20 protein-coding genes are annotated in these 25490 nt (G+C 27.5%); 12 read left to right on the top strand and 8 right to left on the bottom strand.

Annotated elements, in window-relative coordinates; translation table 11 throughout:
- Nucleotide 1: 1 nt before the first annotated feature.
- Nucleotides 2-1060, bottom strand: a complete 1059-nt coding sequence (locus ACKU3H_RS14635) for a TRAP transporter substrate-binding protein (protein ID WP_320034611.1) — start codon at nt 1058-1060, stop codon at nt 2-4.
- A 186-nt stretch (nt 1061-1246) separates the two neighbouring features.
- Entirely contained in the window at nt 1247-2242 is a 996-nt protein-coding gene (locus ACKU3H_RS14630; RefSeq protein ID WP_320034610.1) for a TRAP transporter substrate-binding protein, read from the bottom strand.
- A 215-nt stretch (nt 2243-2457) separates the two neighbouring features.
- On the opposite strand from ACKU3H_RS14630, the gene gltB reads away from it, so the two are divergent.
- From gltB to ACKU3H_RS14570, 12 genes are all read left to right on the top strand, one after another.
- A complete protein-coding gene (gene gltB, locus ACKU3H_RS14625; RefSeq protein WP_320034609.1) occupies nt 2458-6894 on the top strand; it encodes a glutamate synthase large subunit in 4437 nt (1478 codons plus the stop codon).
- A gap of 3 nt (nt 6895-6897) precedes the next feature.
- Nucleotides 6898-8271 carry a glutamate synthase subunit beta gene (locus ACKU3H_RS14620; RefSeq protein ID WP_320034608.1) on the top strand — a complete coding sequence of 458 codons (1374 nt, stop codon included), beginning with the start codon at nt 6898-6900 and terminating at the stop codon, nt 8269-8271.
- Nucleotides 8272-8476: 205 nt separating this feature from the next.
- The gene (locus ACKU3H_RS14615) at nt 8477-8731 is read left to right on the top strand and encodes a YfhL family 4Fe-4S dicluster ferredoxin (protein ID WP_320034607.1); all 255 of its coding nucleotides are present in this window, start codon (nt 8477-8479) and stop codon (nt 8729-8731) included.
- A 1-nt stretch (nt 8732) separates the two neighbouring features.
- Nucleotides 8733-10220, top strand: a complete 1488-nt coding sequence (locus ACKU3H_RS14610) for a Ppx/GppA phosphatase family protein (RefSeq protein WP_320034606.1) — start codon at nt 8733-8735, stop codon at nt 10218-10220.
- Nucleotides 10201-11196, top strand: a complete 996-nt coding sequence (waaC, locus tag ACKU3H_RS14605) for a lipopolysaccharide heptosyltransferase I (protein ID WP_320034605.1) — start codon at nt 10201-10203, stop codon at nt 11194-11196. Before ACKU3H_RS14610 ends, waaC begins: the two co-directional genes overlap by 20 nt.
- Entirely contained in the window at nt 11193-12080 is an 888-nt protein-coding gene (locus tag ACKU3H_RS14600) for a lipid A biosynthesis lauroyl acyltransferase (RefSeq protein ID WP_320034604.1), read from the top strand. The genes waaC and ACKU3H_RS14600 overlap by 4 nt, the downstream gene beginning before the upstream one ends.
- Nucleotides 12081-12156: 76 nt before the next feature.
- Nucleotides 12157-13614, top strand: coding sequence for an MBOAT family protein (locus ACKU3H_RS14595; RefSeq protein ID WP_320034603.1), 1458 nt, complete (start codon nt 12157-12159; stop codon nt 13612-13614).
- 8 nt (nt 13615-13622) lie between these two features.
- Nucleotides 13623-14699, top strand: coding sequence for a hypothetical protein (locus tag ACKU3H_RS14590; RefSeq protein ID WP_320034602.1), 1077 nt, complete (start codon nt 13623-13625; stop codon nt 14697-14699).
- Nucleotides 14692-15987 carry an O-antigen ligase family protein gene (locus tag ACKU3H_RS14585; RefSeq protein ID WP_320034601.1) on the top strand — a complete coding sequence of 432 codons (1296 nt, stop codon included), beginning with the start codon at nt 14692-14694 and terminating at the stop codon, nt 15985-15987. Before ACKU3H_RS14590 ends, ACKU3H_RS14585 begins: the two co-directional genes overlap by 8 nt.
- Nucleotides 15988-16102: 115 nt before the next feature.
- Nucleotides 16103-17101 (top strand): hypothetical protein, encoded by a 999-nt coding sequence (locus ACKU3H_RS14580; protein ID WP_320034600.1) that lies wholly within the window; start codon nt 16103-16105, stop codon nt 17099-17101.
- Nucleotides 17094-18218 carry an alginate O-acetyltransferase AlgX-related protein gene (locus tag ACKU3H_RS14575; protein ID WP_320034599.1) on the top strand — a complete coding sequence of 375 codons (1125 nt, stop codon included), beginning with the start codon at nt 17094-17096 and terminating at the stop codon, nt 18216-18218. The genes ACKU3H_RS14580 and ACKU3H_RS14575 overlap by 8 nt, the downstream gene beginning before the upstream one ends.
- Nucleotides 18199-19284, top strand: a complete 1086-nt coding sequence (locus ACKU3H_RS14570) for a hypothetical protein (RefSeq protein ID WP_320034598.1) — start codon at nt 18199-18201, stop codon at nt 19282-19284. Before ACKU3H_RS14575 ends, ACKU3H_RS14570 begins: the two co-directional genes overlap by 20 nt.
- On the opposite strand, the gene ACKU3H_RS14565 is transcribed toward ACKU3H_RS14570, so the two are convergent.
- From ACKU3H_RS14565 to rfbD, 6 genes are read right to left on the bottom strand one after another with little or no spacing between them, the layout of a single operon-like run.
- The gene (locus ACKU3H_RS14565) at nt 19270-20235 is read right to left on the bottom strand and encodes a glycosyltransferase family 2 protein (protein WP_320034597.1); all 966 of its coding nucleotides are present in this window, start codon (nt 20233-20235) and stop codon (nt 19270-19272) included. The genes ACKU3H_RS14570 and ACKU3H_RS14565 overlap by 15 nt on opposite strands.
- Before the next feature lies 1 nt (nt 20236).
- Nucleotides 20237-21829 (bottom strand): glycosyltransferase, encoded by a 1593-nt coding sequence (locus ACKU3H_RS14560; protein WP_320034596.1) that lies wholly within the window; start codon nt 21827-21829, stop codon nt 20237-20239.
- A gap of 9 nt (nt 21830-21838) precedes the next feature.
- The gene (locus ACKU3H_RS14555) at nt 21839-22765 is read right to left on the bottom strand and encodes a hypothetical protein (RefSeq protein ID WP_320034595.1); all 927 of its coding nucleotides are present in this window, start codon (nt 22763-22765) and stop codon (nt 21839-21841) included.
- Between the two features lie 6 nt (nt 22766-22771).
- Nucleotides 22772-23830 (bottom strand): dTDP-glucose 4,6-dehydratase, encoded by a 1059-nt coding sequence (gene rfbB / locus ACKU3H_RS14550; RefSeq protein ID WP_320034594.1) that lies wholly within the window; start codon nt 23828-23830, stop codon nt 22772-22774.
- Nucleotides 23827-24618: a hypothetical protein gene (locus ACKU3H_RS14545; protein WP_320034593.1), complete on the bottom strand. Its 792-nt coding sequence runs from the start codon at nt 24616-24618 to the stop codon at nt 23827-23829. Before ACKU3H_RS14545 ends, rfbB begins: the two co-directional genes overlap by 4 nt.
- Nucleotides 24618-25484, bottom strand: coding sequence for a dTDP-4-dehydrorhamnose reductase (gene rfbD, locus ACKU3H_RS14540; RefSeq protein ID WP_320034592.1), 867 nt, complete (start codon nt 25482-25484; stop codon nt 24618-24620). Before rfbD ends, ACKU3H_RS14545 begins: the two co-directional genes overlap by 1 nt.
- Nucleotides 25485-25490 lie beyond the last annotated feature (6 nt).

Raw genomic sequence — 25490 nt, 5'->3', positions numbered from 1 at the left:
TTTACTCCGTTGCTAAAGCGCCTTTAATTAAATCTTCCCCAATTTTATTTTTATCATAAAAATCAGGATAGATTTTACTAACAGCTTTTCTCCAAGCATCTTTTTGCTCTTTTGTTAGATTTATTATCTCTAACTTACCTGTTTGTTTTGCATACTCTTTAATCAAGTTAAATTGCTTGGTATTTAACTCTTCAGCATACTCCCTCTCCTTCACCGTTGCTTCACTCATCGCTTGCACAACAGCATTTTGTAATCCCTCTGGTAAAGAGTTCCAAAATTTTTCAGACATAACTACTAAATATCCTAAATATCCATGATTTGTCACTGTTAAATACTTTTGAACTTCATGAAATTTTTTTGTATAGATATTTGAGTTAGTGTTTTCCTGTCCATCAATTACACCTTGTTGTAATCCTGAATACACCTCTGAAAATGGCATCATTTGAGGATTAGCCCCAATAGCTTTAAATTGTTCTTCTAAGACTTTAGATGACATAATTCTAAATTTTTGACCTTGGGCATCTTCAGGAAGAATTAAAGGTTTTTTAGAAGAAGACAATTGTTTGAAATGATTATCCCAAAAGTTAAGAGCAATATAACCTTTAGAGTTAACCATGTCTTTCAGCTTTTGACCCACTTCTGTATCTTGAACTCTATGTAAATGGGCCATATCTTTAAATAGAAAAGGTAAATCAAAAAGTGCTAACTGAGGTACAATTTTCCCAAATTTAGAAAAACTTGGAGCTGCCATTTGAACAGAATCAAGTTTTAATGCTTTTAAAACAGCATTATCTTTATAAAGTTGAGATGATGGATATACTTGTACATCAATTCTACCTTTTGTAAGCTCTTCAAGTCTTTTTTCAAAATAACTTGCAGCCTTACCTTTAGGAGTATTTGGACTTACCACATGTGAAAACTTAAGAATATATTCACCCATTATTGGAGCTTCTTGAACTTCTAAAATTTTCTGTTCTTTTTTCTTTTCCCCACAACCAGTAAATAATAGTATTGGCATAATAACAATACTAAAAATTACTAATTTTAATGTTGCCGTCATTTTTTCTCCTTATTCTATTATAGATAAATTATAATTAAAATTTATGTATCTATTGTGTACATAAGAAGAAATTTTGAAATTTGTAAAAATAGTTAGAAACATACATTTTAGGGCTTTGTAGGATTTTTTTGTGATATTTTTTATAGAGTTTAAACTATCGGAAAACCGATAGTTTAATTTTTGAAATTACTTAGTATTTAAAGCACCTTCAATTAAGTCTTTACCAATTTTTCTGTCACTGTAAAAGTGAGGATAAATTGTACTAACTTTTTTTCTCCAAGCCTCTTTTTGTTCAGGAGTTAATTCAATAATTTCAAGCTTACCTGTATCTTTTGCATATTGTTTAATCTCTTCAAATTGAGAATCGTTTAATTGTTTTGCAAACTCTCTCTCTTTTGCAGTAGCTTCTTTCATAGCTTGTTTAACATTTGCTTGTAAATCAGCTGGTAAAGAATTCCAGAATTTTTTAGACATAACAACTAGGTAACCTAAATATCCGTGATCAGAAATAGAAAGGTATTTTTGAACTTCGTGGAATTTTTTAGTATAGATGTTAGAGATTGGATTTTCTGCTGCATCAATAACACCTTGTTGTAACCCTGAATAAACTTCAGAGAAAGGCATCATTTGTGGATTACCACCTACTGCTTTAATTTGCTCTTCAAGTACTTTTGAAGACATAATTCTAAATTTTTGACCTTCAGCATCTTCTGGCATAATTAATGCTTTTTTAGATGAAGAGAATTGTTTAAATCCATTGTCCCAGAAATCTAAAGCAACAATACCTTTAGCTGTTACCATATCTTTAAGTTTAGTACCAACTTCACCATCTTGAACTCTGTGTAAGTGGTCAATATCTTTAAATAAAAATGGTAAATCAAATAATGCTAAGTTTGGTACAATTTTACCAAATTTAGAAAAAGATGGTGCTGCCATTTGAACAGAGTTTAATCTTAATGCTTTAACAACTGCATTATCATTATATAACTGAGATGATGGATAAACTTGAACATCAATTTTCCCCCCAGATAACTCTTCTAATCTTTTTTCAAAAAAGTCAGCTGCTTTCCCTTTTGGTGTGTTAGCACTTACAACGTGAGAGAACTTTAAAGTATACTCCGCTGCTAATCCAGAAGTAGCTAAAAGTGTAGCTGCAACTGTTCCCATTAATAGTTTTTTCATTTTCACTCCTTGTTTTCGTATCAAAAAAAGTATAATCAAAAGTTGTGTAAGATTTATGTATAAAAGTGTAAATTTTAAAAAAAATGGGTGTTTTCGTAGCATTAAAATAGCAATTGTATAAAAAGTAACACATTCCCACCTTAACCATGTTTTAAACAAAATAAGAGTATAATCGTCCACTTTTTTGGAATATAAAGATACTATAAAGGATAATGATGGGATGTAATTTAGATTTACTTACTTCTTTTAAAGATAACTGTGGTTTTGGTCTTGTTGCGGATTTAAAAAACAGACCTAGTCACAAAAATTTAGAAGATGCTATAACATCGCTAGAGCGAATGATGCACAGGGGTGCAGTGGCAGCTGATGGTAAAACTGGGGACGGTTCAGGTTTATTACTATCTATGCCAGATAAATTTATGAGAAAGATTGCTTCTGAGAGTGGTATAGATTTACCAGAAAGATATGCAGTTGCAATGATATTTACAAGAGATTTAAATGATATTGAAACATTTAAATTACAATGTGAAGAGAATGATTTAAAAGTACTTCTTACAAGAGAAGTGCCTGTTGATACGGATGCTTTAGGAAAACAAGCTTTAGAATCTTTACCTCATATTATACAAGTATTTGTAAGCGCAAATGCTTTAATGAGTTTAAAAAGATTTGATGCAATGCTTTACTTAACAAGAAAAGAGTGTGAGCACAAATTAGTAGATAAAAGTGATTTTTATATTCCAACGTTTTCATCTAAAGTAATAGCCTATAAAGGGCTAATTATGCCTACGCATATTAAGCATTTTTATATTGATTTAAGAGATGAAGATTTCCAAATCTCTTTTTCTCTTTTTCACCAGAGATTTTCAACAAATACTCTGCCACAATGGAAGTTAGCACAACCTTTTAGAGCAATAGCTCATAATGGTGAGATTAACTCTGTTGAAGCAAATAGGGTAAATGTACAAATTAAATCTGAACAGATAGAGTCTGAAGTATTTACTGATGAAGAGATTAAAAGAATATTACCAATTCTTCAAAATGGTGGATCAGATTCAGCATCATTAGATAATATGTTTGAATTCTTAATCGTAAATGGTGTTGATTTCTTTAAAGCTGCAAGAAGCATGATTCCTGCACCTTGGCAAAATGCACCACATATGGACTCAGAATTAAGAGCATTCTACGAATATACATCGACTGCTATGGAAGCATGGGATGGACCAGCTGCTGTATCATTAACAGATGGTAGACATATTGGTTGTTTAATTGATAGAAATGGTTTAAGACCATCAAAATATATTATTACGAAAGATCACAAAATCTATATCACTTCTGAATATGGAACTGTATTTTTAGATGAAGATAATATTTTAGAAAGAGGTAGATTACAATCAGGACAGATGATTGGACTTGACCTTAAACATGGAAAAGTTTTAAAAGAAGAAGATATTAATGATTATTTAAAATCATCACAAAACTATAGTAAATGGTTAAATGGTGATATGGAATATCTTCAAGAATATATTGATGAATCATTTGTTGATGCTGATGATTATAAATTTGAAGATTTAGAAAAAAGACAAAAATATTTTAATATTACTTATGAAGTATTAGATCAAATGATTGATCCAATGGCTAAAGATGGTAAAGAACCAGTTGGTTCTATGGGGGATGATACACCTTTAGCATGTTTTTCACAAGTAAATAGAAATTTTACAGACTTTTTTAGACAAAAATTTGCACAGGTAACTAATCCACCAATTGATCCATATAGAGAAAAAATTGTAATGTCTTTAGAGACTGGATTTGGTCATATTCATAATGTTTTAGATGAAAAACCTGAATATGCAAGAAGATTAAAAGTTGCAAGTCCAATTTTAATGAAAGAGAAATTTGATGTATTAGTTTCATTTGGTGATTCTAAATCTCCAAGATATGACAATTACTACAAAAATAGAACTTTTTCTACAACATTTAAAAGTGATTTAAAAGCTTCATTAGAACAATTAGCATCTTATGTGGTAAAAGCAGTAAGAGATGATAAAGTTTCAGTTGTAATTTTAGATGATAGAGATATTAATGAAAAATCAAAACTTATCCCTATGGCTATGGCTGTTGGATTTGTAAATGAAAAATTGATCTCTGAAGGTATTAGACATAGCGTATCTTTAGTTGCTGTATCAGGAGAAGTTTATGATCCACATATGGCAGCTGTTATGATTGCATATGGTGCAACAGCTATTTATCCATATATGATGTATGCTTCAACAGTTGCCTTATATGAAAGAAAAGATATTTCAAAATATAAGATGCAAAGACTTCTTAAAAATACTCAAAAAGCAGTAAATGCTGGACTTCTTAAAATTATGTCTAAAATGGGTATTTGTACTATTGCTTCATATAGAAACTCGAGATTATTTGATGTTATCGGACTAAGTGATGAGATTATTGAAAATTGTTTTGAGGGTAGCCATTCTGATTTAGCAGGACTTGGATATGAGGATATAGAAAAAAGAATTGAAAAATCACACTTTGATGCATTTTTTGATGATAAACATATGTTCCCATTAAATCTTGGTGGTTTCTATAAATATTTAGATGGTGGTGAATACCATGATTATGGTCCAGCTACTACTAATGCTATGCATAATAAACATGCTAAAAATAAAGAAGATATTTCTGATTTTGATAAACTAAGAGAATTAGTTGAAACAAGAGATAAAAAATTTATTAGAGACTTCTTTGAGTTTAATTCAGACAAAGAAGCTATTGATGTAAGTGAAGTTGAATCAAAAGATGAAATCTTCAAAAGATTTGCAACAGCAGCTATGTCATGTGGTTCAATTTCACCAGAAGCTCACGAAGCTATGGCTATGGCTATGAACACTATTGGTGGTATGAGTAACTCAGGTGAGGGTGGAGAAGATCCAGCTAGATTTGGAACACTTAAAAACTCTAAGATTAAACAAGTTGCTTCAGGTAGATTTGGTGTTACTCCAGGATATTTAAGAAGTGCAGAAGAGATTCAAATTAAAGTTGCTCAAGGTGCTAAACCAGGTGAGGGTGGACAATTACCAGGTCACAAGGTTACTGCACTTATTGCTTCTTTAAGACATACTGTTGAGGGTGTTACACTTATTTCACCTCCACCACACCATGATATCTATTCTATTGAAGATTTAGCTCAATTAATTTTTGACTTAAAACAGATTAATCCAGAAGCTAAAATCACTGTTAAATTAGTATCAACAATTGGTGTTGGAACAATTGCAGCTGGTGTTGCAAAAGCTTATGCAGATAGAATTGTAATCTCAGGTGCTGATGGTGGTACAGGAGCTGCTCCTTTAACATCTATCAAACACACTGGTAACCCTTGGGAACTTGGATTAGCAGAAGCGCATAATGCTTTAAAAGCTAACCATTTAAGAGAATCAGTGCATGTACAAACAGATGGTGGTTTAAAAACTGGTCTTGATGTAGTTAAAGCTGCAATGCTTGGAGCTGAATCTTATGCATTTGGTACAGCTTCATTAACACTTCTTGGATGTAAAATCCTAAGAATTTGTCATACAAATAAGTGTTCTGTTGGTGTAGCAACACAAGATGAAGATTTAAGAGAACACTTTAATGGTACAGTTGAAAGACTTATCTCTTACTTTACATTTATTGCTGAAGATGTAAGAGCTATTCTTGCAAAACTTGGTTACAAATCATTAGAAGAGATTGTAGGTAGAAGTGATTTACTAAAAGTAATTGATGATGAATTTGCACAAAAATTTGATTTCCAAAATGTATTAAGAAAAATTGAGGGTGTAGATACTTGTCAAAAGGATAAAAATGAGCCTTTTGATAAAAACAAATTTGAAAAAGAGTTACTTAAAAAAGTTCATAGAACAATTGAACAACCAACAACTCCTATTAAAGTTAAAGAAACTATCTCTAACTTAAATAGATCGTTTGGTACATTAATCTCTGGTGAGATTGCTAAATATTATGGTGATGCAGGATTACCTGATGGTTCAATAAATATCTTCTTAAAAGGTATAGCTGGACAATCATTTGGTGCATTATTATCTAAAGGGATGAACCTTTACTTAGAGGGTGCAGCAAACGATTATGTTGGTAAAGGTATGAATGGTGGTAAAATCATTATAAACACTGCTCATCAAGGTCCTGAATTTGCAGGAGCTGGTAACACTTGTCTTTATGGTGCAACTGGTGGTAAACTTTATGTTAGAGCTGCTGTTGGTGAAAGATTTGCAGTTAGAAACTCAGGTTGTACAGCTGTAGTAGAAGGTACAGGTGATAATGCTTGTGAATATATGACTGGTGGTATAGTTGTTATTTTAGGTGATACTGGTATTAACTTCGGTGCTGGTATGACAGGTGGTTTATCATTTGTTTACGACCCTGAAAAACACTTTGTTGATAAAATGAATCAAGAGTTAATCGAAGCTGTTAGAATAGATACAGATGATACAGAAAGAGAAAGATTGTATCTAAAAAGATTACTTATGGATTATTTAAATGAAACAGAATCGCAAAGAGCTGAAGATATTTTAGAAAACTTCAGAGCTGAGATTAGAAACTTCTGGCTGGTAAAACCAAAAAATATGACAGTGTTACCACTTAATCCAGAGGAGGGAGATTAAGAGATGTTAAATTTTACAAAATTTGAAAGAATAAACCCTGAAAAAAGAGATGTTTTACAAAGACTAAAAGATTATGGTGAAGTATATCAAGTATTTGGAAAACATAGAGCTAGAGAGCAAGCTGATAGATGTATGCAATGTGGAGATCCATATTGCCATACAGGTTGCCCTTTACACAATTTTATTCCAGCATGGTTAAAACAAACTGCTGAAAAAAATATGGAATTAGCATTTGCTTTATCAAATGAAACATCTCCTTTCCCTGAAATTTTAGGAAGAATTTGTCCTCAAGATGTACTTTGTGAGGGTGCATGTTCTTTAAATACTGGACATGGTGCTATATCAATTGGAGCAATTGAGACACATCTAAATGAAAGAGCTTTTGAAAATGGATTCAAGCCTACATTTACTAAATCAAAATCAGATAAAAAAGTAGCTGTGATTGGTTCTGGACCTTCTGGAATTTCTGCTGCAACTTTCCTTTTAAGAAAGGGAATTCAAGTTGAAATGTTTGAAAGAGATGATAGAGCTGGTGGACTTTTAATGTATGGAATACCAGGTTTCAAACTTGATAAAACTACAGTTGATAGAAGAATCAATTGGTTACTTGAAGCTGGTATGAAATTACACTTAAATTGTGAAATTGGAAAAGATAAATCAATTAAAGAGCTTGAAGATGAGTTTGATGCAATCTATTTAGGAATAGGTGCAAAACAAGGAAGATTTCCAAGAATTGATGGTGAAGATGCTTCTAATACATATTTAGCAATGCAATTTTTAACAGGAATTCAAAAAAGAAATCTTGGAAATAAAGATAGTGAATTTATTGATGTAAAAGATAAAAGAGTAGTTGTTATTGGTGGTGGAGATACAGCAATGGACTGTGTAAGATCATCTGTTAGAGAAGGTGCTGCTACTGTTAAATGTCTTTACAGAAGAGATGAAGCTAATATGCCTGGTTCTAAAAAAGAGGTTGTTAACTCAAAAGAAGAGGGTGTAGAGTTTATTTTTAATGTAAGCCCTAATAAAGTGATTAAAGATGGAGATACTGCAACTGGTATTGAACTACTTGAAACTGCTTTAAGTGAGCCTGATGAATCAGGAAGACAAAGAGTTACTATTGTTGAAGGTAGTGAGTTTGTTGAAGAAGCAGATATTATCATCTTTGCACTTGGTTTCTCTCCTGAAGCTCCAAAATTTTTAACTGACTTAAATGTTGAAATGAATTCATGGGGTGGAGTAGTTACTCAAAACTACCAAACTTCAAATAAAAAAGTTTATGCTGGTGGTGACTGCCAAAGAGGTGCACATTTAGCTGTAACTGCAGCTGCTGATGGTAGAGAAGCAGCAAAAGAGATTGCAAAAGCAATATTATAATAACTAATATTACACAAGATGAGAAAGACTCTCATTTTGTGTTTTCTTCCCCTTTTTTTTCTTAAAATTCAGTAACCTTTTGTACCTTAATCTTCTAAATTCTTAATTGTTACTAAAAAACTATACAATTATGCACCACTTAAAGAAATTATTAAAGTTTTTTAGGTTATAACTCCAACAGAATATTTTAGTTAGGGAAAAGTTAATGTCTTTAATAATTACAGATGAATGCATAGCATGTGATGCTTGTAGGGAAGAATGCCCAAATTACGCGATAGAAGAGGGTGATCCAATATATATTATTGATCCAGATAGGTGTACAGAATGTGTAGGTCATTATGAAGAGCCAGCATGTGTAGAAGTTTGTCCAGTTGACTGTATTGTAGTAGATCCAGACAACCAAGAGACAATGGAAGAATTACAATTTAAATACGAGCAACTTCAAGAAGAAGAAGTATAAAATGGCTAAAATAACAACTATTATAGACATTGGGTCTAACTCAATGCGTATGGTTGTTTTGGAAAAGAGTAGTAGATTTGCTTTTAACTTGATTAATGAAACACGTAGTCGTGTTAAAATTTCTGAAGGTTGCTATGAAAATTTTGGTAACCTTCAAGAAGCTGCTTTACAAAGAGCATTTAACTCTTTGCAATCTTTTTTAAATATCTCCAAAGCATTAAAATCCAGAAAAATCATTTGTGTTGCCACTTCAGCATTAAGAGATGCTCCAAATGCAAAAGTTTTTATAAATAAAGTTAAAAATGAATTAGGCTTAAATATAAAAGTTATTGATGGTGTTAAAGAGGCTTATTATGGTGGAGTAGCTGCTTTAAATTTGATTCATGGAGATGAATTTGTTACTGTTGATATTGGTGGCGGTTCAACAGAGTTTGCTTTTATTAAAAATAGAAAAATAGAAAAATGTATTTCTTTAAATATAGGTACTGTAAGACTAAATGAATTGTTTTTTAGAAAAAATGATTTTGATGGTGCAAGAGAGTATGTATTAGACAAGTTAAAAGAGGTAATGACTTGTGGTCATGAAATTCCTAGTACAGTTGTAGGAATAGGTGGAACAATAAGAGCTTTAAGTAAAGTTATAATGTCTAAAAACAATTATCCTCTTGATATATTACATGGTTACAGTTATAGTGTAGATTTAAACAAATATATTTATGATGCAATACTAAGTGCAAAAGATTGTGATGCTTTAAAAGCCTTAGGAGTAAAAAAAGATAGATATGACACAATAAAAGAGGGTACATTTATCTTTAAAACTATTTTAGATGAATTACAAACAAAAAGGGTAATCACATCTGGAGCCGGAGTTAGAGAAGGTGTTTACTTAAGTGATTTATTAAGAAACAATAATAATGTTTTCCCTGCTAATTTTAATATTAGTGTAAAAAGCTTATTAGACAGATTTCAAATTGATGAAAAACAAAGTGCTTATTTAGGAAGAAATGCTGGGGCTATTTTTGATGCTTTACAAGCAAGACATAATTTACCTGAAAAATATAGATTGCTTTTAGTAATAGCTTCAAAGGTTCATTCTATTGGTAATTCTTTAAACTTTTATAAATCAAATGATAATACTTTTGATTTTATAATTAGTGGTTTAAATTATGACTTTTTACACTCATCTAGAGTTATAGTAGCTCACACTATAAAGTTTTCAAAAAAATCTTTACCAAAAAGAAAAGATTTAAAAGAGTATGAACAATTGCTTCCTGATATTGAAGTTATGCAATGGCTGTCATTTATGATATCTTTAAATCTTTTAATCAATCAAGATTTATCTTGTCCAAAAGTAGAATATACTTTAAAGAGCAATAAATTAAAAGTATCTTTAGACCAATCAATATTTATGATTGAAAATGAAATAGAGAAGTTAGAAACACCTAAGAATTTAAAGGTTAAAATCTGTTATGAAGATTGCAATAGTTAAACTTTCTGCAATGGGAGACATAGTTCATGCTATGGTTGCCTTGCAGTTTATTAAAAAACATAATCCAAATATAGAAATAGACTGGTTTGTCGAAAAAGCTTTTTTTCAAGTTTTAGAAAACAATCCAGATATAGACAATATATACTCTTTAAATCTAAAAGCAATTAAAAAAGATAAAAAACAACTTCTTTCTCAAATTAAACAAGTAAAAAGATATTCTAAAAAAACATATGATTTAGTAATAGATGCCCAAGGATTAATAAAATCAGCAATAGTAGCAAAGCTTCTAGGGAAAAAAGTTGCAGGCTTTAGTAAAAACTCTATTAGGGAAAAAGCAGCATCTTATTTTTATAAAAAGAAAGTTTCTATTGCTTATGATGAAAATACTATAGATAGAAACGCAAAAGTTTTATCAAAACCTTTAGGCTTTGAGATATTAGAAGCTGATATTCTAGATATGAAACCATTTTTATATTATAAAGATGAAGATAAGATTATTTATGAGTATTTAAAAGAGAATGAAAAAAATATCATTTTTGTTATAGGTTCAACTTGGGAGAGTAGAAACTACCCTAAAGAGAAGTTTTTAAATATTGCTAATAGTTTAAAAAACAATTGTTTAATAGTTTGGGGAAATGAAGAGGAAAAAGAAAAAGCTCTATGGCTTGAAGAAAACAGCAAATATATAAAAGCAATGCCAAAAATCAACCTAAACAGTTTAAAAGCACTTATTTCAAAGTGTGACCTTTTGATAGGTAATGATACAGGTCCTACACATATGGCTTGGGCTTTGTGTAAACCCTCAATTACTATTTTTGGACCAACCCCAATAAATAGAGTTTATCAAACATCAATAAATAAAGTGGTAAAATCATCATCTAAAGTAAATCACTATAAATTAGACAAAAATGATTTTTCTATTAAAGAGATTGATGAAGAGATCATTATTGAGATGGCAAGGAAACTTTTAAATTGAAAGACTACTTAATATATATTTTATATAAGTTGTTTAGAGGATTTGTATTATTTTTACCAAAAGGTTTTATGAAAATCATTTTGAATCTTTTAGCAAAGTTAGCTTATATATTAGATAAAAAACACAGAAAATACGCAAAAATCAATTTAGATTTAGTATATGAAAATAATATTTCTGAAGAGAGAAAAGAAGAGATTATAAAAAACTCTTATTTTAATTTGATTTATAATCTTTATGAACAAATAGAAAACAATAATCTTGAACTAGAAGAGTTAGAAAAGAAAATCACACTTGAAAATGAAAATATAATAACTGAGGCATTAAAAGATAATAAAAATATTATCTTAATATCGGCACATTATGGTAACTGGGAATATATAACTTCATATATATCTTTAAAATATGCTCCAACTACAATGGTTGGAAGACCTTTAAATAATAAGTACTTAAATGATGATTTAAGGAAATCAAGAGAGAGTCACAATAGTGAAATGCTAGATAAAAAAGGTTCAGCAAAAGGTTTAATCAAAGCTTTAAAAAATGGAAGAATAATTGGTTTAGCAATAGACCAACATGTACCAGTTAATAGAGGTGAAAAGATTAAATTTTTAGGTCATGATGCGATACAAACTGATTCTTCTACAAGAATTGCTATAAAAACAGAAGCTTTAATTATTCCAGTTTTTTTTATAAAAGATGATTTTAGAAAATATACAATTAAATTTTGTGAAGCAATTGACCCTTTAAAGTATGATAATGATATTAATAAAATCACTCAACTGCAAGCTGATGCTATGTCTAATCAAATTTTAGAAAAACCTGATGATTGGTTTTGGCAACATAGACGTTGGAAAGATATTTATTTAGGGATTTATTCAAAATAGCAAATATGTGATTTTTATGTGATTTAAATATTTTTTTTAATATAATATTGTCCTAATTTTCATAAGGACATTTTATATGTTATTCAACAGTTACGAGTTTATATTTGTATTTATGCCAATCACGTTTTTTGTATATTACTTTTTGCTAAGTAAAAGACTAGTAGTAGGAGCAAAAGGGTTTCTAGTATTCGCGAGTTTGTTTTTCTATAGCTGGTGGAATCCAATATATTTGCCCTTAATATTAAGCTCAATGCTGTTTAACTATGTAATAGGGAACTCCTTAAATGAGAACTTTAAAAAGATAAAAATAACAAAGAAGACCTTACTAACAATAGGAGTAATAGCAAACCTAGCTTTACTAGGATACTTTAAATACGCAGACTTTTTTATAAATAATATAAATATGGTAACAAATGGAAGTGTAGAACTACTACACCTAGCCTTGCCATTAGCAATCTCTTTCTTTACCTTCCAACAAATAGCATACCTAGTAGATAGCTATAGAGGAGAGACAAGTGAATATGATTTTCTAAACTACGCACTGTTTGTAACATTTTTTCCCCAATTAATAGCAGGACCAATTGTACACCATAAAGAGATGATGCCACAGTTTGCAAGTAGATGGAATCTGGTAAAAAATTATAAACATATAGCAATGGGATTGTTTATATTCTCAATAGGATTGTTTAAAAAAGTAATAATAGCAGACCAATTTGCAATCTGGGCAACAGCAGGATTTGATAACGCTGTAACATTAGAACTGTTTGAAGCATGGGCAACATCACTTTCTTATACCTTCCAATTGTACTTTGACTTTAGTGGATACTGTGATATGGCAGTGGGAGCAGCACTGCTGTTTAATATAAAACTTCCAATAAACTTTAACTCACCATATAAATCTTTGGATATACAAGACTTCTGGAGAAGATGGCATGTAACTTTAGGAAGATTTATGAGAGATTATATCTATATCCCATTGGGTGGAAATAGAAAAGGAAATATAAGAGGATATACAAACCTGTTTACAGTAGCAGTAGTGTCAGGGTTTTGGCATGGAGCAGGATGGACATTTATAGCTTGGGGAGCCTTGCATGGTATAGCTTTAGTAACACATAGAATCTGGAAAGACTTTGGCTTTAATATGAATAAATACCTAGCCTGGTTTATTACCTTTAACTTCATAAATATAACATGGGTGTTCTTTAGAGCATTAAGCTGGGAAGATGCAGTAAAAGTGTTAAAAGGTATGGTAGGTTTAAATGGAATAGTAATGTCAGATAAATATGCTCAGAAGTTAGAGTTTTTAAAAGAGCATGGAGTAGAGTTTGGACAATGGCTAATTCATATAGATGGCAATAAGAGTTTTACTTGGATTGCTGTTGCTTTTATTATTACAGTATTTATGAAAAATGCAATGCAGTTAAAAGATACATTTAAACCAAATATCTGGTATCTAATTTATAGTGTTATTTTGATTTGTTACACAGTTTCAAATATGAATAAATTATCTGAGTTCTTATATTTCAATTTCTAGGAATTATTTTGATTAATTATAGAAAGTTTACATATAGATTTATAGGGATTTTAGTATTATTAATATTATTTCACTTTACTGTTTGGAATATCTATACAAAATATGTTTTTCCTGAAAACTATAATGTAGGCGATTTAGGAAGAATGTCTTATTTAAAAGATAGTTTATTCCCTAGAGTCTCAGAAGTTACTTTACCTAAAAAACATATGGAATCACATGAATGGGATTGGAAAGATACAGATCTAATTACTTTAGGCGATTCTTTTTCAAATGGTGGAGGAGCAGGTAAAAACACTTATTACCAAGATTATATCGCTTCATATAATGATTTTCGAGTATTAAATTTAAAACAATTAACTAAAAATGACAACTATTTAAATAGTATTATCGCCCTTTACAATAATGGTTTTTTTGACAAAATAAAAGTAGATTATGTTTTAATTGAATCAGTTGAAAGGGAAGCAATAAGAAGATTTACAATGAAGACTGATTTAACTTTATCTTTATCAAATGAAGAGATTAAAAATAAATTGGATAATTCAAAAAATCAATTTCAAGGTGGTCCTTTAGCAAAAGAGAATATAAACAGTTTTATATCAAATCTTAATGTAAATGCATTAAAGTATAACATCCTTTATAATTTTAAAGATAATGCATATTCATCAAATGTATATAGGTTAAAATTAACTAAAGAGTTTTTTTCAGTAAAAGATTCCAATATACTTTTAGCTTATAAAGATGATTTAAAAAGACTACATATGGCAACTAAAAAAAATGTAGAGCTTATGAATGAAAATATAAATAAAGTTGCTAAACTTTTAAAAACAAAAAATATAAAACTATATTTTATGCCAGCAGTTGATAAATATAATTTATATTCAAAATATATTATTGATAATAAATATCCTAAAAGCACATTTTTTGAGTATTTAAGAGATTTACCTAAAGAGTATATTTTTATTGATACAAAAAAAATCTTATTAGAAGAGTTAGAAAAAGGTAAAAAAGATATCTTTTATTCAGATGATACTCACTGGTCTTTTAATGCAAGTAGAACCATATTTGAAAAGGTAAAATTTGATTAGTATTAATCAAAATATAGTAAATATACGTGAAAAAATTAACTTTTTATTAAATTATTTAATTGTATTTTACGCATTTATTATACCTTTTGAATATACAATAACAAAAGAATTAGTAAAAGTTATGTTTTTATTGTGGATTTTAACTTTTGATTATGAAAGATTAAAATTGATTATAAAAGTTCTAAAAGAAAATAGGGTGTTTCAATCAGTTTTACTTTTGTCTTCTTTTATTTTACTCTCTTATTTATGGAGTGACAGTTATCCAAATACTGTATATGGGGATACAAATTTCTTTTTTAAATCTTTTATATATTTTTATATTTTACCTATAATCATTATTGTATCATCATTAAATACTAAATATATTCCTATGATTATTTATAGTTTTCTTATATCAATGTTTATTAATGAAATTATCTCATATGGGATATTTTTTGAATTTTGGAGTACTGGAATACCAAAAAGTAGCCACTTTAGTCCTGTTCCTTTCCAATTAAGTGGTAGTCATATCACCTATAGTGTTTATATCGCTTTTGCTATTTTATTATCAATATATAAACTAAAACAAATTAAAAATAGATACATTTACGGTGTTTTTATATTTTTTTTAATAACAATGAGTATTAATCTTTTTATATCAATAGGACGAACTGGTCAATTTGCTCTGTTTTTAACCCTATGCTCTTTGCTTTTAATTTATTATAAACATAATATTAAAAAGATTATTTTGTTTGTATGTTCACTTCTTTTTATATTTGTAGTTGCATATTACAATATTAATACCTTTAACATAAGAATAAATGCTGGAATAAAAGATGTCAAAAATATTATTTATAATAAAGAGATAAAAAATTCAAGTGTTGGTAATAGACTTTTATCTTGGAATGCATATAGTTATATTTATGAAACTAAATATTTATTATATGGTGTTGGAATGGGTAATAAAGAAGAATATGTTAAAAAAAGGTTATTAGAAACAAATTATCCACATAAAAATATAATTGATTTTTGGAAGTTTGGACGGCTACATAATATGTATTTAGAAATATTAGTCTCAAATGGAATAATAGGGCTTTTTCTTTTAGTTATGCTTTTTTATTCTATATTTAAAGTAGATATCAAAAATAAACATATAAAATATATTTCATATATTACAAGTTTAGTATTTACCTTTGTAGCTATTGCCTGTGATCTGTTTTTCTTCTATGAAATGATGCTTTTATTTGGATTATTTTTATCTGTAGTTATAAGCCAATCAAATTATGAAAAAAAAGAGAGCCATATATAATATGAAAATATATAAAAGTTATACAAAAATATTTTTGTTAATAATATTTCTTTTTTTACTTTTCCATTTTTTTGTATGGAACATATTTACTAAACAAGTTCGTCAAAATGATAAGTTGGTATACAAAGGAGACTTAACAAGAAAATCATATAAGATTGATAGTGTTTTCCCTAGACCTTCCTATTTTGATCCCAATAAAATCAATCTAAAAAACAAACACACCTCTATAGTAAATTGGGATGAAAAAGAGATTGATATGATTACAATTGGTGACTCTTTTTCAAATGCTGATACACAAGGCTTAAATCCATTTTATCAAGATTATATTGCTTCTTTTAATGAAATTAAAGTACTAAATATACCAAGATTATTTAAAGTAAAAGGTGCAAATTTAGATGCTTATAATTATATAGAAGTGGTTCAGATACTTAATAACATGGGATATTTAGATAAAATGAAACCTAAATATATATTAATAGAATCAGTTGAAAGATATGGTATAAGTAGATTTGCTAAAAAATTAGATTTTGAAATAAAGGATGAAAACCTTTTTAATCTATTAAAACTATCAACAAATTTACGTTACGAAGAAGCTGTAGATGATAGTTTATTTTCATTTTTGAATTTAAACAATTTCAAGGCAATAAGAAACAATATTTATTTAACTTTTACTAATAAATCTTTAATTTCTGGAGTATATATTGAAAAAATGAAAAAAGATTTTTTTACTTCAAAAGATCAAAACTCATTACTTTTTTTAAAAGAAGATGTGGATAATATAAGTTTAATAACAAAAGAAAAAATTAAAATTCTAAATGATAATTTCAATAAATTATCAGAAATTTTAAATAAAAAAGGTATAAAGCTTTATTTTATGCCTGCTGTTGATAAATACGATTTATATTCTAAATATTTAATTAACAAAGATGCTTATCCAAAGAGCAATTTCTTTGAATATTTAAGAAAATTACCTAAAAAATATGAATTTATAGATACTAAAAAAATTTTATTAGAAGCTTTAGAAAAAGGTGAAAAAGATATATTCTATTCAGATGATACACACTGGTCATATAAGGCAAGTGAATTAATTTTTAAAAAGGTTAAATTTGATTAATAAATATAAAAAATTTGTACTTGGTTTTGTTGTTCTTTTATTATTAACAATAGGCTTTCACTATTTTGCATGGATAAAGTATACTAGTCATGTTTTATTAGTTCATGATGATATATATACAGGTGATTTAGGTAGAATGTCTTTATATGCTAATAGCTCTTTCCCTAGACAAGCTTATCCATCTGCTAAAAGTGTTAATCTTCCTAAGGAACATATAAATTTTGTAACTTGGTATAAAACAAAACAAAATGTTGATATGATAACAATTGGAGACTCTTTTTCAAATGCAGCAACTCAAGGAACTAATCCTTTTTATCAAGACTATATAGCTACTTATAACAATTTTTCAGTATTAAACTTAAATCAACTTTCTGGTTTAAATTATATTGAAACAATTACAGCCCTTACAAATAATGGATTGATTGAACAAATAAATCCTAAATATATATTAATAGAATCAGTAGAAAGATTTTCCATTGGAAGATTTGCAAATAATATAGACTTTAATATAACTCGTCCACTTGATTCAACTATAAATGAATTTAATAGACTTAGCAACCCTTATTTAGGAAAAGATGAAAATATAAAATTTATAAATAATCAAAACTTTAAAGCTGTTAAGAATAATATTTTATATAACTTTGATGATAGAGCTTTTAATACAAAATGTTATAAAAAAGAATTAAAAAAAGATTTTTTTACCTCAAAAGATCAAAATTCATTACTATTTTTCAAAGAAGATATTGATGTACTTTATAAAGCTACAATGAAAAACATAGAGAAACTTAATGATAATTTTAACAAACTAGCAGAGATTCTAGAAAAAAAAGGTATAACTTTAATTTTTATGCCTGCTGCGGATAAATATAATTTGTATTCTAAATATATAAAAGATAATAATCTTCCCAATAGTGTATTTTTTGAAAACTTAAGAAAATTACCTAAAAAATATATTTTTATAGATACAAAAAATATATTGAGTAAAGCATTGGAAGATGGAGTAAAAGATTTATATTATCCAGATGATACCCATTGGTCATATAAAGCTTCTGATATTATTTTTAGTGATTTTAATTTTAAAAAAGAGATTAGGGTTGATGACGAAAAAAATAAATAATAAAAAATGGGCATTTTTACTTATATTTGTTTCCTTATTGGTTCTATTTCTTGTAATATTATTTAATTATATAATTGACCCATTTCAACAATATAGAAAAGCTACACTTTATACTTTTTTAGATGATAAACCAAGGTATTTAAATGCTGGACTTGCAAAAAACTATGATTATGATTCTGTTTTAATTGGATCATCAATGGTAGAAAATTTTTATGCAAAGGATATTGAAAACTATTTAGGTTTTAATAAAGTATTAAAGCTTGCAACAAGAGGTGGAAAAATACACGAAGAGGTAAAAACACTCGAAACAGCAATATCAAATAATAAAAAATTAAAAAATATACTTTTTGGTTTAGATATATATGCATTTAGTTTTTTATCACAGCCTGTTGAAAAAAATAAGGATTTTCCTGAATATCTTTATGATGATAATTTCTTCAATGATTTTACCTATTTATTAAATTTTAATGTTCTAAAAAACTCTTACAAGTCTTTACTTAATCCTTATGATAAAAATAAAGTTTCTGATAATCTAAATAAGTTATATTCTTGGCAAGAAGAATACAATATGAGTTTTACAAAAAAGAATTACAATACCCAATTACAATTTGCATATTTAAAAACAAACAAAAAAGTTTCTAAAAATCTATATTCCCTAGATGTTCTAAAAGATAGATTTGATAATGTTTTTTTACCCCTTATACAAAATAATACAGATAAAAACTTTTATCTTTTTTTCCCTCCATATTCCATAGGACAATTTAAAATTATGGAAATGTCAGATTATTTGAGTATCCATTTAGATTTTAAAAAATATATTTTCAATAGATTAAAAAATTACAATAATATAAAAATATTTGATTTTCAAATTGAAAAAGATATAACACACAATTTGTCAAATTATAAAGATTTAACACATTATTCTGAAAAAATCAATTTACTTATGTTAAAACAAATGTCAAAAAACAATTATTTACTTAAAGAAGAAAATATTGACAAGTTTCTAAATACACTTAAAGAACAAACTTTAGCATTTGATATAAAATCTGTTTTAGATGGTAAATAAAGAGATTATATGTGCTTTAAGCCCATAGCTTATTCTTCTAATATATTTTAATCTTTTTTTATCTTTTTTAATTGCAAAAACTTCATCTTTATATTTTTTTAATATTTTGAATAATTTATAATTAAAATAGCTATTTGAAAAATCATTAAAGTGTATTAATGATTCTTTTATTATTAGTTTAATATCTTTATCTAAATACTCAAGGGTTTCAAATATACTTAGGTTATCAATAATATCTTTAGCTGATTTTAAATTTGAAGCTTTTTTTGTTTGGAATCTATCAATGAAACTTTTATAGTTTTTTTCTCTTGTACTTGTTATTTGTTCGGCATATCTTCTATAATAAGTTAGTGCTTCTTGTGTAAAAGTTATTGTTCCTAAACTTGAAGCAACAAAAGCTATCCATATATCATGATATGTGATTTTTTCTGGAATAGGCAATATATCTTTTATAAGTTCATTTTTGAACATCAATGTATTTCCTGATACACAATTAGTAAATAAAAAAGCTTTATTACATCTGCCTTTAACTAAATTACCTTTAGGTCTTATCAGTTCATTGTTTGATATAGTTCCTTCTCCATCCATTATTATTGCATCAGAATAGATAAGTAAATTATCACCTATCTCACATAAAAATGCTTCTAGTTTATTTACTTTCCAGATATCATCTTGATCAGCAAGGGCAATATAATCACCTTCACATAAAGAGATAGATTTTTCAAAGTTTTTTACAAAGCCAAGATTTGTTTCATTTTGAAAAAGTTTAATGAAACTATATTTTTTTGAGTAGGTTTTTATTATTTCAATTGTATTATCTGTGGAACCATCATCACATATAATAATCTCAATATTTTTGTAAGTTTGGTTTATAATAGAATCTAATTGCTCTTTTAAATATTTTCCTCCATTATAAGTGCACATAGCAACTGAAATCAATTTTTCATTCATATTATTTACAACCTTTAAATAGTTTTTTTATTTTTTCTCTAATTGGTTTAGAATAAATTCTTATTTTTTTTAAAATGCTTTTATTTTTTATATCATGAATTTGTACTTGCATTTGATTAAATATATTATCTGTAATATATAAATCCTCTTTTTCTAATATCTCTTTGTTATTCTTTTTTAAAATAGCTTGTTCTTGTAAAAGTCTTTTTAATTTTTCACCATTTTTATCTGAACCCCTTGAGATTGATTCATAATGGTAAGCTGTACAATAAGGTGTAAAAACATTTGTTTTACCTTTTCTAATAGCTTTTAAACACAAATCAACATCATTATATGCAACTGTTAAGTTTTCATCAAAATAATCTATCTCTTCTAAAAGAGTTTTTTTTATCATCATACAAGCAGCAGTAACAGCAGTAACATTTTGAACTAATGATTCCCTATATTCATAGCCTGTATTTTCAATTTTTAAATGAGCTAAAAAATGTTGGGCTACATTTTCTCCCCCAACTTTTATACCACAATGTTGAATTGTATTGTTTGGATATAGAAGTTTTGCTCCAACACATCCTATCTCTTCTTGCTGAGAGTATTGAAGTAATGCCTCAATCCAGTCAGAAGAAATAATCTCAATATCATTATTCAAAAAAACTATATGTTCACCTTTTGAATAGTTTTTTACAGCATAATTATTGATATGTGAATAGTTAAAAGGTACATTATATTCTATAAATTTTATTCTTGAATCTTTTTGTTCAAATATTTCCATTTGTCTAAAAGTTTCTTTCTCTTTACTATTATTTGAAATACCAATTATTTCAAAATTCTCATAGCTAGATAAGTTAATAATAGAATTAAGACAAGTTTGAAGCAGTTTTCCTTGGTCTTTAAAGGGGATTATTATTGAAATTAGGGGTTTGTTTTTTATTAAATATTTAAGATGATATGAATTAGCTACTAACCCTTCTTTAATTTCTACATCAATCTTAGTTCTATTTATCATGTTTTCTAAAACTAAATTGTTCTCACTATTATGATTCTTTTTTAAATCTAAATTTTGATGAAACAAAACAGAATCAATAAAATGTATATTTGTTGTTGATTCAATAGCTTTTAAAACTAGATCATAAAATAGACTTTCAGTTGAATTATAAGCTTCAAAACCCTTGATTTTTTTTAAAAATGAAGTTTTTAGAATCAAAGATTTACCAATATAATTAAAACTATAAATAAGTTGTTTTGAAATATTTGATTTATATCTTACATCTATGAATTGATTGTTTTTTATAAAATCTTCATTTGTATAGATTAAATCATACTCTTGAGTATTTATTGCTTTTAAAACCTCATAAAAAAAAGAGTTTTCTATATATTCATACTCTTTTAGAAAAATTATATAGTCATTTTTTTCATTTTCTATAATTTCATTATAATGTTCAAAAGTTTCTTTATTTTTTTCTAAAACAATCAGATTGAAATTTTTTATCCATTGCTTATCTAATGATAATTTGAGTTTTTCCAAATCTTCAAGTTTGTACCCCTCTAAATCAAGAACAACTGTGAAGCTATATTGATAGTTAGAAATTTTATTCATGGATATAATTTATTTTCCTGAATTTCTTTTTAAAAAGTTCTTTATTTTTCTATGAAGTTTTTTATCTTTTATCTCTTTATTAAATTCATTATAATGGATAGTTTTAATTATACTATTAAAATAAGATTTAGATGTGATATTAAAATCATCAAATATTTCATCAAAATCTTTTTTAAACTCTTCTTTATAGCCATTTTCTATAATTTCTTTATATAATTTGATACATTTTTTAATATATGAAATCAATTTTATATCATTTAGTGTATCACTTTGAGAATTTTGTAATTTTTTATCAACAAAATTTAATAAACTTTTTTTGTCAATATTTTCATCATCAATATTAAAATTTTCTAATATCATTTTTAATACACTCTCTGGATCATTTAGTAATTGATTATAAGAAAGAAATATTCTTTTATGATTTCTTGAAAGTTTTTCTGCATAAATTGCATACTTTAACCATAATAGAATAGAATAATCATATTCAAAATAATCTCTTCTTTCTAAGGATTTAGCAATATCTAAAGGTTCTCTATAAAGTAAAATTGCATCAATTTCATAATTAAGTTCAGTTAATACTTTTTCCCAAAAATCAAATAAAAAGCACATTCTTGGATCTTTTATAGCAATAAGCTCATTATCTCCAAACTCTTGTATGATTAATGTTTTTGCTTTATTAATTAGGTGAGTATTATTTAAAAGCTCTTTATACAGTTCCTCGTTGACACCATTAGGGCTATACCATGTACTGTTTAATTCTTCTAATAATTTTTCATTAAAATTAACAATTTCAAGATTCTCAAAATGACCTTTCGCATTAAATTCAGATTCCCCCATGATATTATTTCCAAGTTTAATATCACAAATATCAAGAACTCCTGTTAAAGCTGAAGTACCACTTCTATGCATACCTAAAACAACAATACATTTTTTCATTATACTTTACCCTTTATATTTATTTAAATACCACTGAATAGTTTTTACAATACCTGTATCAAAATTTTCATCTGCTTTCCATCCAAGCTCATTTTCTAGCTTAGTTGCATCAATAGCATATCTTCTATCGTGTCCAGCTCTATCTTCTACAAAAGTAATTAACTCTTTATATGGTTTATTATGGAAGGAACTTAATTGTGTTTCTCCTCGTGACATTAAGTCACGACTGCGATACTCTTCTAATATTTCACATATTCTATTTACAATTTGAAGATTTGTTCTTTCGTTTCTCCCACCAATATTATATGTTTCACCTTTTTTCCCATTATGGTATACTAAATCAATACCTTTACAATGGTCAAGTACATATAACCAATCTCTAATGTTTTTACCATCTCCATAGATTGGAATAGGGTTCCCTTTTAGGGCATTTCTAATAATAGTTGGAATTAGTTTCTCATCATGTTGTTTTGGTCCATAGTTGTTTGAACAATTTGTAATAACACAATTCATTCCAAAAGTTTCAACATAAGCTCTTATAATCATATCAGATGATGCTTTAGAAGCAGAATATGGAGAGTTTGGAGCATAAGGAGTAGTTTCAGTAAATAAATCTTCTGGGTCTGAAGAAAGTGTTCCATAAACTTCATCTGTTGAGATATGGTGAAATCTACACTCTTTATATTCATCTTTATAAGTAAATGGTTTCTCCATCCAATATTTATATGCTACATCAACTAATGTATATGTACCATTTACGTTTGTTTCAACAAAAACACCAGGGTTTTTAATAGAATTATCAACATGTGATTCTGCAGCAAAGTGAATCACACCTCTAATATCATATTCTTTAAAAATAAACTCAATCAATTCTCTATTACAAATATCACCTTTAATAAACTTATATCTTGAATTATCTTCACACTCTTTTAGATTTTCTAAATCTCCTGCGTAAGTTAGTAAGTCAATGTTTATAATTTGATATTCTTCAAATTTTTCTAGAAAATATGGTACAAAATTGCTTCCTATAAATCCTGCACAACCTGTAACTAATATTGATTTCATTTCTTTCCTTTTATTTTATCAATTCTTTTTTTTATACTGTAAATAAATTTTTTATTCATAATTTTATTTAAAAACCCATTGTTTGAAATATAGATTATTGTACAAGGGGTTCTTACAAATCTACTTTTAAAAGCATTTGTATATTGTTTAACTAATCTATCTTTTGTGTCATAAAAACTTTTATTTGGGAAACCTCCACTTTTATGTCTTAGATGAAAATCTATAACATAAGTTGAGTACCCTTGGTTTTGGGCTTGAATACAAAGATCAGTACCATATAAATGATAGTGCCCAATATTTCTAGATAAAGTTAGGTTTGCATCATTTTTAACAACTAAAAAATTTTCATCCAAACTTCCAACTTTTGCAGGAAGTGGCCCTTCAAAAAGATTATCAACACCAGGGTCAGTTATTCTTGAATATCTTCTATTTATATTCTCTTTTGAAAATCCAAAATTACCTAAAATAGCCCAAGTTGGGTCAAGCTCATTCATCTGTTCTATTCTTTGCTTTAAAACTTCTACATTATCAAAATCAAGAAGTAAATCTTGATGGGCTAAGATGATGTATTCTCCTTTAGCTAGATTAAGAAATTTATTATAACCATCATAGGCATCATATTTATTTTTTGAAATATTATCTATATATAAATATTCGCTGTTTTCATCTGTAAATCCTGCTTCTTCAAAAGATTGGGTAACTGATTCAAGTTCATCTTGCCTTGCAGTTAAGATACAAATAGAAAATAGTTTTTCATATTTTAAACTATCTATCTCTTTTAATACCATTATTTTCTAACCTCTAATCTTCTAAGACAATCATCTAAACTATCTTTCCAATAAGGGATATTTATTTTAAAATCTTTTTTTATTTTTGCTTTATTTAAAAGGGAATAGTGTGGTCTTTTTGCTGGTGTTGGGTAATCTTTTGTTTCTAAAGGATTAATTTTACAATTTAGTTTTGCCATTTTCATAATCTCTTTAGCAAAATCATACCAAGATAAAACCCCTTCGTTTGAGTAATTATATATTTCAACTTTATCATTTTTAATAGTTGGGACAATATCTAAAATTGCTTTTGCTAAATCTTTTGCATAAGTTGGAGTTCCAACTTGGTCAAAAATAACTCCAAGAGAGTCTTTTTGTTCACCTAATCTAAGCATAGTTTTTACAAAGTTGTTTCCAAAATAAGAGTAAACCCAAGATGTTCTTATAATGATTGAGTTTAAAGGATTTACTTCAATCATAGTTTTTTCACCAGCTAGTTTAGTTTCTCCGTAAACACCTTTAGGACTTGTTTTATCATCTTCCACATAGGGTTTGAAGTTTTCACCATCAAATACATAATCTGTTGAGATATGGATAAATTTTATATCTTTCTCTTTTGAAATCTGAGCCAAGTTTTTAACTGCATTATTATTTATTCTATCTGCATTATCATAATCTTCTTCTGCTTTATCAACAGCAGTATATGCAGCACAGTTTATTATTACATTAAAATCATTTTTTTCAATCAATTGTGCCAATTCATCTTTATTTGAAATATCAAGTTTATCTTTAGAAGCAAAAAAGAAATTATAACTATAGTCTTTTGAAAGAGCTTTTATCTCACTTCCTAATTGTCCATTAGAACCCGTAACTAAAATATTTATCATTTTTAT

It is taken from the genome of Halarcobacter sp., assembly GCF_963675975.1.
In the GTDB taxonomy this organism is placed as follows: domain Bacteria; phylum Campylobacterota; class Campylobacteria; order Campylobacterales; family Arcobacteraceae; genus Halarcobacter.
Note: the sequence above shows the minus strand (reverse complement) of the source record. Positions and strands in the feature narration are given on the sequence as shown.